Here is a 17,809-nt window from a genome sequence, read left to right on the forward strand (position 1 = left end):
CAAGGCCGCTGCGTTCGACTTGCATGCATTAGGCACGCCGCCAGCGTTCGTCCTGAGCCAGGATCAAACTCTACATTGTTGGACTACGTGCGCGTTCATCACCACGCGTGCTTGTTAAGGTACCGGCTGCGAAGGCGAATAAAAAACTAGCGTCACGATTGTGACCCTAGCCGGCGACCGAGCGCCCTTCACTTGTTTGGTCTACCGTCTCGGTGAGACCGTTGCCCTCGCAACGCTGCGTAGTATAGCGAATGCCGCTGATTTTGTCAAGCGCCTTCATTGTGCGCCAGTTTACCGCATCAGAATGCAATTTGTCGCCATACAAACCGGATTGGGCGCGCCGGAAAATTGGGCGAAATTTCCGCGAATCTTTTGGCGATCTCGCGCGGTTTCATTCATGCAAGGTGTTTTTTCGCTGGCATTCACAGGAGGTTGGTATGAGCGACCGGGTACTTTCGACAGCGGCGGCGCGTGAGGCGATTGAACGGTTTCAGCGGATTGTGCAGGGGCCATTGTTGCAGCAGATTGGTGATCTGAACCGGGAAGGGCAACTTTTGTCGGATCCGAATAACTGGGATGGGCGGCTGGCGGCGCAATTCCGGGCTCATTGGGCGGAAACGCACCAAAAGTTAATGGCTATTCAGAGTGCGTTGGAGGATTTGCGCCGGCAGGTTGCCCAAATCAATCAGAACATTATGCAGGCGGGCGGGCAGTAGCAGCAGATGGCCGGCGAGATGCGCTCTCGCCGGCCCATCATACGTCATTATGGAGTGAAACGGAGAAACCGAGATGTCACTCGCTTTTCAAATCAGCCATGCCGAGTTGCTCTTGTTGTTGGGCCTGCTCGAATTGCCGCGCCCCTTTGCCCTTGGGCAGGGAACATTGCCGGCGCGGCCGGCGTTAGAGGGTGCGCTGAGCGCAGCGGCCGGCAGTCTGGTGGCGCGCAATCTCTTGGTCTTACCCGCATCGCCAGAAAGCCCGCCTACACCGCATGCCGCTTTGGCTGACATGCTCCGCACCGTCGCACTTGCCGATAGCCTGCTCATTGTGGCCAGCGGCCCGCCTACCCAGCTCGGCCATATCAGCCGCGCCGGCAATCGGTTTGTGCTGCACAGCAGTCCGGCGCCCGATGTGCATCGGTTCGAGGCGCTTACCGGCGCTGACCAAGTGACCGGCACGATGTTGGGGATGCTGGCGCCGGCCAACCTGCGTGAACCAGAGCGCCAGACGCCGTTGTTGCTTAACGGCGAAACGCTGCTGACTGCATTCAATGCGTTGCAACACAACGATGAGCACATGGCGGTTTGGGTGTTAGAGCAGCAAGGCCATCCCACAACCCTAGCGCGCAGTTTTGTCACAGCGATCGGCCCGCAACCGGCCCGCTATGCGCTGGCAGCTATCCGGCACATGCGGCAACCCCAACCGGAAGCGCGCGGCGCATTGCTGATTGCCGGACGCAACGGCGGGTGGTGGGCCGTGCCAGCATCAGATCGCGATGATCGCTTGGCGTTGTGGCCAGTCGGCGGTGATAGTCTGCGCCAACGGATAGGTGAGCTTGGCGCTTGGATCTGTGAGGCTGCATGAATACGGTCGCTGCGATTCCTGCCCAGTTGCGCCAATATGCGACGGCCATCAGCGCCGAACAGGAACAACTGCTGGCCGAAGCGCGCCGTCTGGCGACAGCGCTGAGCCATTTCGGCAGTCGCTGCCGTGAGTATGCGGTAGCGGGGGTGGACGGTCTCAGCGATTCACTATTTAGTCATTGCCGCGCCATCAACGAGGTAGCGGCATGGGTGAGCGATACCGCTAACCGGATCGAAGCCGCCGATCGCGGTGGTCTAACCTCGCCGCTCCTTGGGGCCACGGTTGCAATGATGAGCGCCGGTATCGCCCATCGCTTAGCGGGGCGGCGCCCCTTCTGGCCGGGGTTGCCCACGCTTGATCTCGGCGCGCGCCTCGCCTTCCGGTTCATTTGGGAACTGCGCGTACCGGCGCGGCCATTCGCGCCCGCCAGCCTAAGCTTACGAATCGCGACGCGGCTGGTGATGCAATGGTCAAGCCAAACAGCGAGCCGCTGGAACCCAACGTGGCTCAGCGGCGTTTGGCCGACTTTGCGCGACGGAGCCGTACAGCAAGGGCGCTGGTTGGCGCAAGCCGGCTTGGCGACGATAGCGCCATGGTTGCCTTGGCAAACGGCGCTGAGCCTGATCGCCACCCGGCAGTGGCTGGTGCAGGTGCTGGAACACCTGCACACGTGGCCAGCGCCAATCACGCTCTTGCCCCAACCCGGCTGGCCGGCGCGTTTCACTCCCGCCAGCTTCGGCGCGTTGGCCGCATGGATCGCGCCGCTCGTGTGGCAAGCCGCTCCCACCTTGTTGTCACCGGCGATCCAGCAACGGCTCAACGATGCTTGTACTGAGCTTGTCCAGCGCGGCACGAGAATGGCATGGCAATCCGCATATTTCCAAGCTATGCAATGGTTTGGGCCATGGCTGCCACTCGTGCCCAACCGGGCACAGAGTTGGCACCTGTTGCAGCAAAGTCTCGTGATGAGCGGTACGATCACCACGACCAGACCTGATCTGGCGCTGCATCCGGCAATGCTCTGGCTCATCAGCGCCCAAGCGGGCGGGATGCTTGGCCTCATTAGCGGCCCGCGGTTGCCTGCCATCATCCAAAATCCGGCTGACGTGCCGAAGCTGTTGGAAAGCGGTTTTTGGATCGACGCATTCAAATACCTATCATTGGATGAAATGCGTGTGTTGGTGAGCTACCTCGAACAGATCAACCGCGATACACGCTATAACCTAATGCTAAGGCCGCTCACACGGCCAACCGCAGGGCCGGAAGCCGAGCCAGACGGCTACGCCGATGTGAACGCAGTCTTCCCGCCGCACGAATGGATGGTTGATCCGGACCAGCCGTACCGGATCACACCGGGAGCGTTGCAGGCAACCCCGCACAGCCTGATCAGCCCCTACCTCGGCGAAGAAGTGCGGGCAGCGCGGGTCGGCAAAGACGAATACGTCATTGGGATCAGCGGTCTCAATCTCGACAATATGGCGTACGGAACCAATGGGCTGGTGTCGGTGATCGAGACGGCTAGCGGGAAAGAGCGGCTTGATCACAATGCCTACTATCAAACCGTACGTGAGCGAATCTTGCGCCTGATCGAGCAGATGCCGGCAGGCAGCACCCTCCACCTGATGGGACACAGCATGGGGGGCGGGATGTGCATTCTGTTAAGTAACGATCCGGTGGTGCAGGCGGCATTGGCCCAGCGCCAGATTCAATTAGCCAGCGTCGTCACACTGGGAGCAGTGCGCCCGCAAGGCGAATGGGATGATGTGCCGCCGGCGATTAACAACCAACCAGTGACGGTGCGGCACTACGTTGACAGTGACGATACGCTAGCGCAATCGGTCGGCGCCGGGCACGATGACGCGCGCTACCGCGATGTGGTGTTCGAGATCAACAACCACCAGCTCGATCAACCGAGTGTGGCGCATAGCGCCTACGAAACGTTCGACTACAGCCGGCTGCCGGTTGAGGCGCAGACCTTGCCGTTCACGGTTGATCCCACCGAATTCGAGTTACTGCCTCTGCCGGTGTTGCCCGAACGACCGCCGGTCGAACCCGACTGGTTTCAGGAACCGCCGTTATCGGCATAGCAGGAGCTGTCTATGTCAGGCCGGAGTGATGTCTGGTGGGATTGGAACGCCGCCGATGAGGCAAGTAGCGCATTACGGCGCATCGCGAGTGCGATCGATACGGCGGCCCAACAGCGAGCGAGCGCGGCTAATACGCTGCTAGCCGGATGGGAAGGACCGCGCCAGCGCGAATGGGCCGCGCGCCATGCTGCGCTACAGGCGGAAGCGATTCGCCTGCGCGAACGATGCTTGCACGCAGCCAATGCGATAGCCCAAGCCAGCGCGCGAGCGCGCGCCGAGCAAGATCGGATCAACCGCGAACGACAAGCCGCTCAGCAAACAACACAGTATGCAGGACAACCCTAGTTTGTTTAACCGGCCACCCCGCCTGCGCCCGCGCTGGTGCGCCGAGACGGTGGAGTTACCCGCTCCGCCTAACCCGCCGCAGCCACGCTCAGGAACTATGTGGCTACAGGCATTGTTGCCGGTGATCGCGGCATTGATATTCAGTGCCGGTGCGCTGATTGGTTACGGTTCATGGCTGGCAGCCTTGCCGGCGCTGGTGTTAGGTGTGCTCAGCAGCGGCATCACGCTCCTCAACGAGCGCGACACGACCCGGCACAACGCGCGCGACCATGCTGAGCAGCAGACGCTCTTTGCCGATCGACTAGCCGCGGCGCGCGCTCGCTTACGCCGCTTGCACGAAGAAGAGCGCGCGGCCCGGCGCTACTTAGCGCCCGATCCGGCGGAACTGTTGCGGATCGCTGGGGCCGATGGCCGGCCCCGCGCGCCAGAGCCACGGCTGTGGGAACGCCGGCTGAGCGATGATGATGCGCTGGAATTGCGGTTGGGCAGCGGAACGCTGCCGGCGACGAGCCGCGCCGTGATCCCGCCGGGAGCGCCGGCTGACCGCCGGATCGACCAGCTTCTGGCTGAATACGCCACCTTGCATCAGGTACCGATCTGCTTGCCCTTGCGCCAGCTCGGCTCGCTCGGCATTGCCGGACCGCGACCGGCGGTGGCGGGGTTAGCGTATGCATTGCTGGCGCAAGCGGCCACCTTGCATGCGCCGGCTGAACTGCGCATCGCGCTGATTGCGCAAACGAACACGGCGCCCGATTGGCAGTGGATAGCGCGCCTGCCCCACTGCCAAACCCCGGGTGAACCGCAGGCCGGGCGGATATTCGTTGCGATTGAACCGGCGGCGATCGATCGCCTCTTAACCTTCCTGCTCGACGAACTGAGCCGGCGGCGCGAAGCGGCTACGGCGCATCCAGTGCCGGTCGTGATCATCGTCGATAGCGCCGCGCTAGTCACTACCTACACCGCGCTCGGCCAGCTCCTTCGCGATGGTGGCGCGTATGGTCTGATTGTGGTAGTGTTAACCGATGATTGGGCCAACGTGCCCGAATACTGCGCAGCAGTGGTCGAAGTTGATCAGCGGATGGGCAGGTGGACGCGAGCGGGTGAAGCATGGCCGGCCACTCCCTTCCAACCCGACCTGCTCGATCGAGCCAGCATCGAGCAACTCACCAACCGGCTGGCCACAATCCGCCTGACTGAAATCGGGGCCGGCCAGCATTTGCCGCGCCATACCCGCTTGCTCGAGCTGCTTGAGCTGCCGGTCGGCGATGGCATTCCGCCCCGCTGGTTGCAACCGCCGACACTGGCATGGCACGAAGCGCCGATCGGCGCGTTGGGGGAAGGAAAGCCGTTTTCGCTCAATCTAAACGAACAATGTCACGGCCCGCACGGCATCATCGCTGGCGCAACCGGCGCCGGCAAGAGCGTGTTGTTACAAACCATCATCGTCGCGCTGGCCGCCACCCATGGCCCCGACCGGCTCAACGTGCTGCTGATCGACTTCAAAGGCGGTGCGGCGCTCGCTCCGTTTGCGCATCTCCCTCACACCACGGGATTGGTGACCGATCTCGACGATCGCTTGGCAACACGAGCCATCGCCGCCATCAGCAGCGAATTGCGCCGGCGCAAGACCAAGCTGCGCACCGTTACCGAACAGTATGGCATCCACCTTGAGAACATCGCCGATTATCGCGCGCTAGCGCGCCAACACCCGCTGGAACCGTTGCCGAACCTATTAATCGTGCTCGACGAATTTGATGAAATGGCCCGCAGTTGTCCCGATTTTGTCAGCGCACTGGTGCGCGTCGTCAAGCAAGGCCGTTCACTGGGAGTACATCTGTTGATCGCCACCCAGCAACCGGCGCGCGTAGTCAGCGACGAGATCCGCAGCCAACTGAGCTACTTCATCGCTTTGCGGCTGGGCAGCAGCGAAGACAGTCGCGAAATGTTGCAACGTCCTGACGCCGCCTTCTTGCCGCCGCAACTGCCCGGACGAGCATACGTGCGCAGCGGCGGCGAGGTGCGGCTCATGCAAGTCGCCCGGCTGGCCAGCCAACCTGACGGCCAGAGTGATCTTGAGGCGATCACCCAACGACTCTGCGCAGCCGGGCACGCTCATCTCACTGCACTTAACTGGCAACCACCGCCTATTTGGCAGCCGCCGCTACCGGCACACCTAACCCTCCATACGCCGGCGAGCGGTTTGCAGGCAGTGGCCGGCCTACTCGACATCCCGCAGCAGAGCCGGCAAATCCCATTGGTGATCGATCTCAGCGCCGGCCATTTGGCAATCTTTGGCGGGCCAGCCAGCGGCAAGAGCGTGACCTTGGCCCGCATCATCCTCGACCTTGCCGGGAGATGTGGGCCCGATGCGCTCTGGTGCTATCTGATCGATGGCGATGGCCGGCTCTTAAGCGCCTTGGCCGATCTGCCGCACGTTGGGGCCGTGGTGCAACCCTTCGATCGCGAAGCGTTACTCACTCTGTTGCGCCAACTCGACAACCACCTGCGCGAACGGCGCATGCGCGTGAGCGCCGGCCAGCCGCCGGGACCGCCGGTACTGCTGGTCATTGACCGGCTGGCAGTGGTGCGCGATGAACTGCGTGATGCCTACGGCGAGAGTGACTTAGCCGAATTGGTGCGGCTGGCCCGCAACGGGCGCGATCTGGGGTTACGGCTGATCGTGAGCGCCGAGCGGCCATCCGATCTCCCCTACCGGCTGGCGGCGCAATTCGAGCAACGGCTGGCCCTGCGGATGCCAGATCTCAACGACTACGCCGATGCCTTTGGCCAGCGACCGCCATCCCAACTGCCGCCAGCCATAGCCGGGCGCGGCTACTGGCAGCATAGCGATGAGGGTCTGTTGGAAGTACAGATTGCCCTGCCAGCCGGCAGCGTCGAAGCTGGCGACAACCGCGAGCTGGCGCTGGCTATCCGGGCCCAAGCGACGGTACTAGCACACGCCATGCCGCCAACCGCAGGCGGCCCGCCGCCGTTGGCGTTGCTGCCCGAACGCTTGGCGAAAAGCGCCTTACCGCCAGCCAGCCATTACGCTGCTGGATTAAAACTGCCAAGCGGTTGGGCAGCAGAGCCTCCCGGCCCGGCAGCACTGCGCCTCAGCCCGGAAACACCGCACGCACTGGTGATCGGGCCGCGTCGCAGTGGCAAAAGTACGGCTCTGCTCACGCTGGCCCACAGCGCATTGACGGCATCACCGCCAGCGCATCTGATCATCATCGACGGGCCGCGCCGCAGCCTCAACCAGTTGCGCGCGATCGCACCAACAATGCGCTACATCGCTGACGAAGCCGGGCTAGCGGCGCTCACCGCTGAACTCAGCGCATTGCGTCGCGAGGCAGCCAACCGGCACCTCTTGATCATTGACGATTACCACCTGTGTCGCGAACGCTGGCGCGACCACTTCACCCAAAGCTACAGCGCAACGCCCAACCTATTCAGTCAGTTGGTTGAATTGGCCCAAACCGGTAACGAACCGCTCCACTTGATCATCGCCGCCGGGATCAGCTATGCCGATGATCCGCTGCTGCGCGCACTTGACGGCGCGCGTAACGGGATCGTACTCTGGCCGGGCCGGTACGACACCGGCACACGCTTGCTCGGCCTCAATCTACCCCTGCCTGATCAGCGCCACAGCGAGCAACCGCCGGGGCGGGCGCTGTTAGTGAATGGTGATGATGAACCGGTGATGATACAGGTAGCGGGAGAGTAGAGAAGTCTCCTACATGGAGCGTCTGAGAAGCACGATTGCAGATGTAGTTTATGGCTTTGGGATAATCTGGTTCGCCCTCACCCCCAGCCCCGCTCACACTGGCGCGGGAGAGGGACAGACAGACCATTGGATCCGGCGCCCGACCCTGAAGGGCCGGGCTACTATTACGAAGCCCGCTGCGCGGGCTGCTGGCCCTCACCCCCGGCCCCTCTCTCACTCGCACGGGAGAGGGGCAGACAGACCATTGGATCCGGCACCCGGCCCTGAAGGGCCGGGCTACTATTACGAAGCCCGCTGCGCGGGCTGCTGGCCCTCACCCCCGGCCCCTCTCTCACTGAAGCGGGTTCAAGAACGGACAGAACACATGAGTGCAGACGCGGTTAATAGCTGTGAGATACGCCGGTGTACCCTCACCCCCAGCCCCTCTCCCGTGCTAGCGGGAGAGGGGCAGACAGACCATTGGATCCGGCGCCCGGCCCTGAAGGGCCGGGCTACTATTACGAAGCCCGCTGCGCGGGCTGCTGGCCCTCACCCCCAGCCCCTCTCTCACTGGAGCGGGTTCAAGAACGGACAGAACACATGAGTGCAGACGCGGTTAATAGCTGTGAGATACGCCGGTGTACCCTCACCCCCAGCCCCTCTCCCGTGCTAGCGGGAGAGGGGCAGACAGACCATTGGATCCGGCGCCCGGCCCTGAAGGGCCGGGCTACTATTACGAAGCCCGCTGCGCGGGCTGCTGGCCCTCACCCCCAGCCCCTCTCCCGTGCTAGCGGGAGAGGGAGTATAGCACTGGACGTTAAGGTATTGCACAGCGATCAACCGTTGTACTCAATCAGATGTTCTATCCGCCCCTCAACCAAGGGGGAGGGAGAAACCCAGCGCCCCGCAATGTGTGCTGATGTCATTGCGCGGGCGCGGCGGCGTGTTCGGCTGTCATTGCGAGGGAGTGGCGGCCCCCAGCGCAGCGGGGCCGCCCGACCGAAGCAATCCCCCGCTTCAGCGCGAGCGTGTGCCTGAGCGTACCGTTTCCGCTAAAGAAGGAGATTGCTTCGGGGGCATTGTTTCCGAAGCAATGATAGTTGAGGGGTAAACAGCATGGATGAGGGCAGCTATGGTTGATAGCTTGGTGATGCGCCGGTGTACCCTCACCCCCAGCCCCTCTCCCACTGGCGCGGGAGAGGGGCGCTGCTGCGTTCCGCGCGAGCAGGGCAGGTCCCACCAATGGAGCGACTCCCCCTTGCGGGGGTCGGAGGGTGAGAATGTCAACGCAAAGACGCAAAGCGAGCTAAGGCGCAGAGGTTTTAACGCAAAGGCGCGAAGCACGCAGAGGACGCAAAGAGGTGTTGGATTGGGATCATCCTCTGCGTCCTTCGCGCCCTTGGCGGTCAATACCTTGCCCTCACCCTCTGCCCCGCTCTCACTGGCGCGGGTTGAGAAGCGGACAGAACGTTTGATCGAGTACAAATGTCGATCACTGTGCGATGTCGTAACGCCCCGTGCTGCGCTCCCCCTCACCCCTCCCCCAGCGGGGGAGGGGCAAGGGGTGGGGGAATCAGCCCGCTGCGCGGGCTTCGTAAGCCTAGCCCGGCCCTAAAGGGCCGGGTGCCGGACAGATCTGTCCGCCCTTGAACTAGTGCGGGAGCGGGGAGCAGCGAACCGAGCGTTGAGGCATCGCAGAGTGATCAACAGTTGTACGCAATCAAGTGTTCTTTCCGCCTCTCAACAAAAGGGGAGAAGAGGGAGCATATACATCCGTCTGATCAAACCGAACGCTACGCTATGAAAGCTTGCCGAACAACGCTCTAACGCTCCGCTTCAGCAGAGCAGAGCATAGCGATCACTGATCGCAACGGGGTAGAGCAGCACCAGACCAAAGCCGGTTCAAGCAAGCGGTACCGCGCCGTTTGACATGACGTAAGAGACATGGTACATTGCGGGTATCTGTGCGGTATATCACAATCGGATAAGAGGCAACTATACGACAACGAAGGAGTGCGCCGTGAGTGAACCTCTGGGAAGCGCTCAGCGCCCGCTGCGCGTCGCTATTATTGGCGCCGGCCCGGCCGGTTTCTACACTGTTGAAGCTCTGCTCAAACAAAAAGATCTGGTCTGCCAAATCGATATCTTCAACCGCTTCCCTACGCCTTATGGATTGGTGCGCGAAGGGGTCGCCCCTGATCACCAGTCGATCAAAGCGGTTACGCGCATTTACGACAAGCTAGCCTCCCACGCCAGCGTTCGCTATTTTGGCAATGTCACTTTTGGGGTTGATATCACCCACGCCGACCTGCGCTCCTACTATGATCAGATCGTCTACGCCGTCGGCGCACAGTCAGATCGGCGCATGGGCATTCCCGGCGAGGATTTGTTCGGCAGCATGCCGGCAACCGCGTTCGTCGGTTGGTATAATGGCCGGCCCGACTACCGCGATCTCGAAGTTGATTTGAATGTTGAGCGGGTCGTGGTGGTAGGCAACGGCAATGTGGCGATGGATGTGACGCGCATTTTGGTGAGCGATCCCGACGAGCTGGCGAAAACCGATATTGCCGATCACGCGCTAGCCGCGCTGCGCCAGAGCAAGGTGCGCGAAGTGGTGATGCTAGGCCGGCGTGGGCCGGTGCAGGCCGCGTTCACCAACCCCGAATTGAAGGAATTTGGTGAGCTGAAAGGGGTTGACATCATCGTCGATCCGGCTGACCTCGAACTTGATCCGCTGAGTGAAGCGGCGATGGCTGAGGATAAGACCGCGGCGAAGAATGTGGAGATGCTGCGCGAGTATGCCGCCCGCGGCGACACTGGCGCGCCGCGCCGGATCGTGATGCGCTTCCTCGTTTCGCCGATTGCGATTCACGGGGTTGATGGCCGGGTGACCGGTGTGACGATCGAGCGCAACCGGCTGGTGCAGGCCGCCGATGGCAGCTTGCGCCCGCGTGGCACCGGCGTGACCGAGGAGTTGAGCTGCGGGATGATTCTGCGTTCGGTCGGGTATCGTGGCGAGCCATTGCCCGATGTGCCGTTTGATGAAGCGAGCGGCACCATTCCTAATCGCGATGGCCGGGTGCTGAATGGGCCAAATGGCGAGCCGATCCTCGGCGAGTACGTGGTCGGCTGGATCAAGCGCGGCCCGTCAGGGGTGATTGGAACCAACAAACCCGACGCGGTTGCCACGGTCAACAGCATGCTGGCAGATTTGCCCAACCTGCCGAACACGCCGCCTGCCGGCGACATTGCCAACCTGTTGCGCGAACGCGGGATTGATTTTGTCACCTTTGCCGATTGGCAACGGCTGAACGAGTATGAAACGGCGCAGGGAGCGGCGCAGGGCCGGCCACGGGTGAAGGTGACGCGGGTGGAAGAGATGATGGAGATTATCCGAGCTGGCCGCTGATGCGCATTGTGATGATCGCGCCCTTCGGCATCAAACCGAAGGGCACTCTACTGGCCCGGATGTTGCCATTGGCGCAGGCATTGCACCGGCGCGGCCACACTGTTACGATTGTGGCGCCGCCGGTGCATAATCCGGCTGATGGCGGCACGACCCGCGACTACGGCGGGGTAACGGTGACTCATACCCCCACGCCGCCTCTAGGCGGCCCGCCGGCGGCCCTCTGGCATACCGCCGCCCTCTGGCGCAGCGCGCGCCGGTTACGGCCTGATGTGCTCCACCTTTTCAAACCCAAAGGCTTCGGCGGCTTAGCAGTGCTGGCCCGCGGCAGAGTGCCGCTCGTGGTTGATTGTGACGATTGGGAAGGGCCGGGTGGATGGAACGACCTCCTGCCATATCCACCACCGGCCAAGGCATTGTTTGCGTGGCAAGAGCGCGATCTGCCACGCCGTGCTGGTGCAGTCACAGTCGTTTCGCATACGCTCGAAACCTTGGTCTGGGCCATGGGTATTCCCCCGCAGCGCGTCTTTTATTTGCCCAATGGCGCGCCACCCACTGAGCCGTTGCCGCCGCAACCAGCCCCTCACCCCACCATTGTGCTCTACACCCGCTTCTGGGAACTCGATCTGGCCGAAGTAGCCGCGGCGCTAGCAACGATTTACCGTGCCCGACCCGACGCACGCCTCTTGCTGATCGGCAAAGGCGAGCGCGGCGAAGAGCAGCAGCTTTTAGCACTAGCAACGGCGCAAGGTTGGGCGGCGATGATCGACAACCGCGGCTGGCAAGAACCGGCGGCGATTCCACGGTTGCTCGCCAGCGCCGATGTCGCGTTGGCGCCGATTCGCGACACGCTGATCAACCGCGCGCGCGGAATGGCCAAGCTGGTCGAGCTGATCGCGGCCGGGTTGCCGATCGTGGCCAGCGATGTCGGCACGGCCCGCGACTACCTCGCCCCAGACGCTGGCATCCTCGTGCCACCCGGCGATGCACAGGCGCTGGCCGCCGCCACGCTTGAATTGTTGGCCGACGAAACGGCGCGCCTCCGATTACGCGCCGCCGCAAGAGCAGCAGCACACCGCTTGGCGTGGCCTAACCTTGCCCCCATTGCCGAAGCAGCCTACCAGCAAGCCACGGTTCGCGCATAACAGCACCGCGGATAGACTATGGTATGATAGCCTCTTAGTTATAAACGTCATGACTACGATGTCTGCTTAACAACAGCATGTGGCGCGCCACAGACTGCATCTCATCGAAGCCAAGGTTCTCGCTTCCCGCAAGAGCTTCATTCCGGCATCTGTATAGAGTAAGGTCAGCGAATTGGCGCACTCTCAATGGTGCATCGCATGTTCAGTTACGAGGCACCATTGACTAACAAAGCGGGATGACTAATGATCGCTGGCAGATGCTGAAACTGGTTGCGTAACGATCGCCTATGACAGACCAACCCACCGGCCGGATACTGATCATTGACGACAGTGAACACAATCGATACCTGCTTTCGCACCAACTCCATCGGCGCGGCCACACGGTCGTCACAGCTATCCACGGGCGGCAGGGATTGGAATACGCGCAGCAGCAACCCTTCGATGTCATCCTGCTTGATCTCATGATGCCCGAAATGGATGGGTTTACGGTGCTGGATCAGCTCAAGCGCGATCCGCAGATGCGCCACATTCCGGTCATCGTGATTTCAGCGATTGATGAGATCGACGATGTGGTGCGGTGCATTGATTCCGGCGCCGAAGATTACCTCACGAAACCGATTAACACTACCCTGTTGCACGCAAAGGTACATGCTTGTCTGGAACGAAAACGGTTGCGCGACCAAGAGCAAGCGCATCTGATGGCGATCCGCTATGAACTCGATCTGGGGCGGCGCATGCAAGCCGATTTCTTGCCGGAACGGCTACCGCACATTGCCGGCTGGGAGATCGCGGCAGCGTTTGTACCGGCGCGGGAAGTGGCCGGTGATTTTTACGACGCCTTTCTCTTGCCCGATCAACGGCTGGTTTGTCTGCTTGGTGACGTGTGTGATAAAGGCGTAGGAGCGGCGCTCTTTATGGCGTTAACTCGATCGCTCTTGCGAGCCTTTGCTGAACAAGCGGTGCTGAACGGTGACGATCCACTGCGCGCGGTGGCGATGACCAATGAATATATTGCACGCCACTATCACGCGAGCCGTACCTTCTCGACCATTTTCTGCGCGATCATTGATCCGGCCAGCGGAACCGTGCGGTATGTGAATGCCGGCCACCCAGTGCCAGTGTTGATCCGTACCGATGGCGGGGTTGAAATGTTGTTAACAACCGGGCCAGCCGTCGGCTGGATCAGGAATGCGCACTTTTCCACCGAGACAACCACGCTCGAAATAGGCGATACGCTCTTCGCCTATACCGATGGCGTCACCGAGGCGCGGGCGCCCAACGGCACACTATTTGGCGAAGATCGGCTGCTGGCAACGCTCGATCCGTCATTAGGCGGCAACAATAACCGCCTCGAAGCCGTTCAACAAGCGGTTATGGCATATACTGGCCGCCAGCAGCCTGAGGATGATTTGACGATGTTGGTCGTCTGCCGGCGCAGTGCGGCATGAGATGAAGGGTTGCTTGTACCCGTGCCGCTGCGGAGCAACTATAGCGGGCGGGCCGCCCGCGCTCTGCGTGCCCCGTGGCGGGTTTAAGGGCGGACAGACGATCTGATCCGGCACCCGGCCCTGAAGGGCCGGGCTAGGGTTACGAAGCCCGCTGCGCGGGTTGTTGGCCTTCACCCCCAGCCCCTCTCCCACTGGCGCGGGAGAGGGGAGCGTGGAAGAACCACAACTAACCAATAGCTTTTTGCGAGTTTTGTGCCTTTTGGTGGCTATTCCATTATCTGGTAGCGAAGCCCGCTGCGCGGGTTGCTGGCCCTCACCCCAACCCCTCTCCCACTGACGTGGGAGAGGGGAGTGTGGAAGAGCCACAACCAACCAAATAGCTTTTTGCGAGTTTTGTGCCTTTTGGTGGCTATTCCGTTATCTGGTAGCGAAGCCCGCTGCGCGGGTTGCTGGCCTTCACCCCCAGCCCCTCTCCCACTGGCGTGGGAGAGGGGAGTGTCGCACTGGACGTTGAGGCATTGCTCCGCGATCAACCGTTGTACTCAATCAGATGTTCTGTCCGCCCCTCAACTGGCGCGGGAGAGGGGAGCGCAGTAGCGGGCTTTCCGGCATCGCCCAACGATCATACGGTTGCCATCTACAGCGAGCGGACTACCCACGTTCCTCGTAGCGCTTGTGACTTCCAACACCGGCGTTCAGTCCTCTGGGGAAGGAGCGACGTTGGCGGGCAACGTCGCTCCGGTGGGGTTTAGAACACTTCCACTTCCAGCGCGACGGCTTCACCACCCCCAAGGCACAGCGCAGCAATGCCGCGCTTGCCGCCGCGTTGGCGCAAGGCCGAGATTAGCGTCACCAACACCCGCGCGCCGCTCGCACCGATCGGATGGCCGAGCGCAATCGCGCCGCCATGGACATTCACCCGGTCGGCGTCGAGGGCCAGCGCGCGAAGATTTGCAATGACTTGGGCCGCAAACGCCTCGTTAATTTCAAACAGATCGTAATCGTCGAGCGTGCGCCCAGCCCGTTTCATCAGCCGTTCGATCGCAAACGCCGGCGCGGTGAAGACTTCGAGCGGCTTGACCGCCGCCTGCGCAGCCGCACCGATCCGGGCCAGCGGTTGCAAGCCCAATTGAGCGGCCCGGCTGGCGCTCATCAACACTACCGCCGCCGCGCCATCGGTAATGCCGGGAGCGTTGCCGGCAGTGACGGTGCCATCAGCGACAAAGGCCGGTTTGAGCTTGGCCAGCGCCGCTAGCGACGTATCGCGCCGCGGCCCTTCATCAACCGTCACCACGTTAGCCTGCCCTTTCGGCCCCGGCACCGTCACCGGCACAATCTCCTCGTCAAAAGCGCCGCGGTCTTGGGCCGCGATCGCGCGCTGGTGTGATTGCAGCGCGTAAGCATCTTGCTGTTCGCGGGTGACGTGAAAGGTGCGGGCAATCCATTCGGCGGCAGCACCCATGTGATGGTTTTCAAATGCGCACCACAACCCATCGTGAACCACGGCATCGATCACTTGGCCGTGACCCAGCCGGTAGCCGTGCCGCGCCTGCGGCAACAGGTAGGGGCCGCTGCTCATGTGCTCCATACCGCCAGCCACCAGCACGTCGGCTTCACCGGCTTTGATCAGGGCAGTGCCAACCATGACGGCTTTCAGCCCGCTGCCGCAGACCTTGTTGACCGTCAACCCGCCGACCGAGTCCGGCAAGCCGCCGCGGATCGCTGCTTGACGGGCCGGCGATTGGCCCAAGCCGGCGGTAACGACGCACCCCATAATACATTCATCGACCATTGCCGGTTCGATCCCGGCCCGTTGCACAGCAGCCCGCACGGCGGCTGCGCCTAAATCAATGGTGCCGAGACCGCTGTAGGCGCTGTTAAAGCGGCCAATCGGCGTGCGCGCTGCGCTCACAATGACCACATCGTCCATAAACTGTTCCTCACGGTGCAGGAATGGGTAGTGACAGCCACCAACAATGATACCGGATATTATAGCGGGCGATGTTTCAAGCGACCAATCCGCGCAATTGCCGGTAGAGGGACACAACGCTGCTGCCATTGTCGTACCCCGGCGGCAGCCATGGCGCTGGTCGCAACAGCCACAAACCGGCTTGCGCTGCCGGCAGGCGGGCCGGCGGGACGGTTGGATCGCGGAGCAGAGCGGTTGTCAACCCAGCCAGCTTCCCGTTCGCTAGGCTTGGCAGCGCAGTCGCAACAGCGGCTTGCAAGACCGCGCCGAATGCCTGCCGGAGCTGGCGCCGTTCATGCGGGGCGGCATGGATTAACTGCGCGGCTTCGGCGCTAGAGAGGCGCATCGCGACGGTCACCCGCCGGTGCATATCTGTTTCGATAGCCGGGGAGAGACTGATCGTCACCGGCAGCGCGGAACCGGCCACAATCTGGTAGAGGGGGGTATCAGCGGGCAGACACGAGCGTTCAACGGCAAGGTAGCCGGTCGCGATGAGCGATGAACGCACACCGGCGCGCGCGGCCAAGCGCCACGCCGCCGGGCCAAGCACGATAGCGCGAGCAAACGCCTCTTCGCCGCCGGCTAAGCGCACCCCTGCCACCCGGATCGGCGTAGTGATCAGAGCTACGGCCCGCTGTTTCGGGCGCCATTCACCGCCGGCGCGGATCAAGGCATCGGTAAAGAGGCGCATGAGCGTCGCGGCATCGCCGGCCACGATTTCGGCAGGGGGCAGGAGCGCCACGCTGCCAGCCGGCCACGGACAATGATCGCTCGCCGGCAAACCGCTGGCCGCAAGGATCGTATCCACAACGTTACGCAGCGCCGGATCGACAATACCGTAGCGGCGCAACATATCGCCGGCGGTCAGCCGTTGCTGGCGCAACACTTGTAGTTGGGCCAACGGATCGAACCGCTCGGCCAAGCGCAACGCCGCAGCAGCCGCCGTCTCTTGGGCTTGCCAAAACCGGCTGGCGGCATCGGCTTGGGCCGGAAAGAGCGCGCGCCGGAGCCGGCGCCACTGGCCCGGATCGCTAGGTACGTCAATCACCCGCTGCGCCAGATGCAACCGCCACGCCGGGTCACGCCGCGCCACCGGCAGATAGACCCCAAGACGCGCCGCAATCTGCGCATACGGCCCATCGCGCACACCGGCCCACTGCGGCGGGAGGGTATCGTGCCAAGCATTGCCGCAACGCACCACCGGCTGCAAGCCGCCGGCGCCGGTAAGCAGCACTGCGTGGCCGTCGTTGGCCAAGAGCGCAGCGAGCGCTGCCTCAGCAGCAGTGTTGCCAACGATGATGAAATCGAAGCGTGCGGACAATGCTCATCCTCCGGTCTCGTAGAGCCGCGCCACCACGATCAAGAGCATCAACAAGATGCCGGCATACGACAACCCAACCACCCGCACGGGCCGGTCACGCACCGCCAGCGCGGTGGCCGGGATAAGCGCCACCGCCACCACACCGTAGATGAGGTGTAACGCCATGCGGGCGAGATCGGCCTGCCCCAGCAAGGGAAGGCCAATAGCTGCCTGCGCTATGATCAGCAGTTGCAACATGCCACTGAGCGGCTGCATCCCGCCACGATTGCGCCATGCTACCACCAAGGCCCAGAGCACGCCAACCGCGATCACGATGGTGATGGTGAGTTGTAACCGGCTGTGCAAAGCAACGAGTCGCTCCATAACGGCGCTATTGTAGCACGACCGGCAGCGAGGCCAAATACGGTATACTGGAACTAGGCGGAACTACCGCTAAATATCATTTCGTAATAATGAGCGGTTGTCACGGTGAGCGCACACTGTGCGCGCAGCAAGCGCCTCCGCAGACGGGGCACTACCCGATCTGCATTGCACGAAATGATATGCTGATCCCCGCAATGAGTGTATGCCAAACATTAGCATTGTCGAATGCCTCATCGTCTTGATCCTCGTGGCGGTTGTGGCCGCGATTGCCTTTCGCGCCGGTTATTTTCGCGGGCGCAGGCAGTAGACGATAGATGTCTGACCGGTAGCAACGATCGTGCAGAACTAATGCCCAGTCATGAAGAGTTCAAGGGTGGGCAGAACTCATGAGTGTAAATGTGGTTGATGGCGTTGCGATGATCCGGTTCACCCTCA

11 protein-coding genes and 1 rRNA gene are annotated in these 17,809 nt (G+C 62.2%); 8 read left to right on the top strand and 4 right to left on the bottom strand.

Annotated features, from left to right (window positions below):
* Positions 1 to 79 (bottom strand): 16S ribosomal RNA (locus tag A6A03_RS03955); the annotation flags it as partial.
* 358 nt (positions 80 to 437) lie between these two features.
* On the opposite strand from A6A03_RS03955, the gene A6A03_RS03960 reads away from it, so the two are divergent.
* The 8 genes from A6A03_RS03960 (at position 438) to A6A03_RS03995 (ending at position 13,721) form a co-directional block, all read left to right on the top strand.
* A complete protein-coding gene (locus A6A03_RS03960; protein WP_066783883.1) occupies positions 438 to 716 on the top strand; it encodes a pyrophosphorylase in 279 nt (92 codons plus the stop codon).
* A gap of 73 nt (positions 717 to 789) precedes the next feature.
* The gene (locus A6A03_RS03965) at positions 790 to 1,584 is read left to right on the top strand and encodes a hypothetical protein (RefSeq protein ID WP_066783776.1); all 795 of its coding nucleotides are present in this window, start codon (positions 790 to 792) and stop codon (positions 1,582 to 1,584) included.
* Positions 1,581 to 3,671 (top strand): hypothetical protein, encoded by a 2,091-nt coding sequence (locus tag A6A03_RS03970; RefSeq protein ID WP_066783777.1) that lies wholly within the window; start codon positions 1,581 to 1,583, stop codon positions 3,669 to 3,671. The genes A6A03_RS03965 and A6A03_RS03970 overlap by 4 nt, the downstream gene beginning before the upstream one ends.
* 12 nt (positions 3,672 to 3,683) lie before the next feature.
* The gene (locus A6A03_RS03975) at positions 3,684 to 4,016 is read left to right on the top strand and encodes a hypothetical protein (protein ID WP_066783779.1); all 333 of its coding nucleotides are present in this window, start codon (positions 3,684 to 3,686) and stop codon (positions 4,014 to 4,016) included.
* Entirely contained in the window at positions 4,000 to 7,743 is a 3,744-nt protein-coding gene (locus tag A6A03_RS03980) for an FtsK/SpoIIIE domain-containing protein (protein WP_066783781.1), read from the top strand. Before A6A03_RS03975 ends, A6A03_RS03980 begins: the two co-directional genes overlap by 17 nt.
* Before the next feature lie 1,999 nt (positions 7,744 to 9,742).
* Entirely contained in the window at positions 9,743 to 11,131 is a 1,389-nt protein-coding gene (locus A6A03_RS03985; RefSeq protein WP_066783782.1) for an FAD-dependent oxidoreductase, read from the top strand.
* The gene (locus tag A6A03_RS03990) at positions 11,131 to 12,273 is read left to right on the top strand and encodes a glycosyltransferase family 4 protein (RefSeq protein WP_066783783.1); all 1,143 of its coding nucleotides are present in this window, start codon (positions 11,131 to 11,133) and stop codon (positions 12,271 to 12,273) included. Before A6A03_RS03985 ends, A6A03_RS03990 begins: the two co-directional genes overlap by 1 nt.
* Positions 12,274 to 12,560: 287 nt before the next feature.
* Positions 12,561 to 13,721, top strand: coding sequence for a PP2C family protein-serine/threonine phosphatase (locus tag A6A03_RS03995; RefSeq protein ID WP_066783784.1), 1,161 nt, complete (start codon positions 12,561 to 12,563; stop codon positions 13,719 to 13,721).
* Between the two features lie 748 nt (positions 13,722 to 14,469).
* Here A6A03_RS03995 and A6A03_RS04000 read toward each other — a convergent pair.
* The 3 genes from A6A03_RS04000 to A6A03_RS04010 all read right to left on the bottom strand — a co-directional run bounded on the left by A6A03_RS04000 (position 14,470) and on the right by A6A03_RS04010 (position 17,374).
* A complete protein-coding gene (locus A6A03_RS04000; RefSeq protein WP_066783785.1) occupies positions 14,470 to 15,651 on the bottom strand; it encodes a thiolase family protein in 1,182 nt (393 codons plus the stop codon).
* Positions 15,652 to 15,727: 76 nt separating this feature from the next.
* Complete coding sequence (locus tag A6A03_RS04005) at positions 15,728 to 17,011, bottom strand: phytoene desaturase family protein (RefSeq protein WP_066783786.1); 1,284 nt, start codon at positions 17,009 to 17,011, stop codon at positions 15,728 to 15,730.
* A gap of 3 nt (positions 17,012 to 17,014) precedes the next feature.
* The gene (locus tag A6A03_RS04010) at positions 17,015 to 17,374 is read right to left on the bottom strand and encodes a hypothetical protein (RefSeq protein WP_066783790.1); all 360 of its coding nucleotides are present in this window, start codon (positions 17,372 to 17,374) and stop codon (positions 17,015 to 17,017) included.
* Between the last annotated feature and the right edge of the window lie 435 nt (positions 17,375 to 17,809).

Origin of the sequence: Chloroflexus islandicus (assembly GCF_001650695.1) — a bacterium.
GTDB lineage: Bacteria > Chloroflexota > Chloroflexia > Chloroflexales > Chloroflexaceae > Chloroflexus > Chloroflexus islandicus.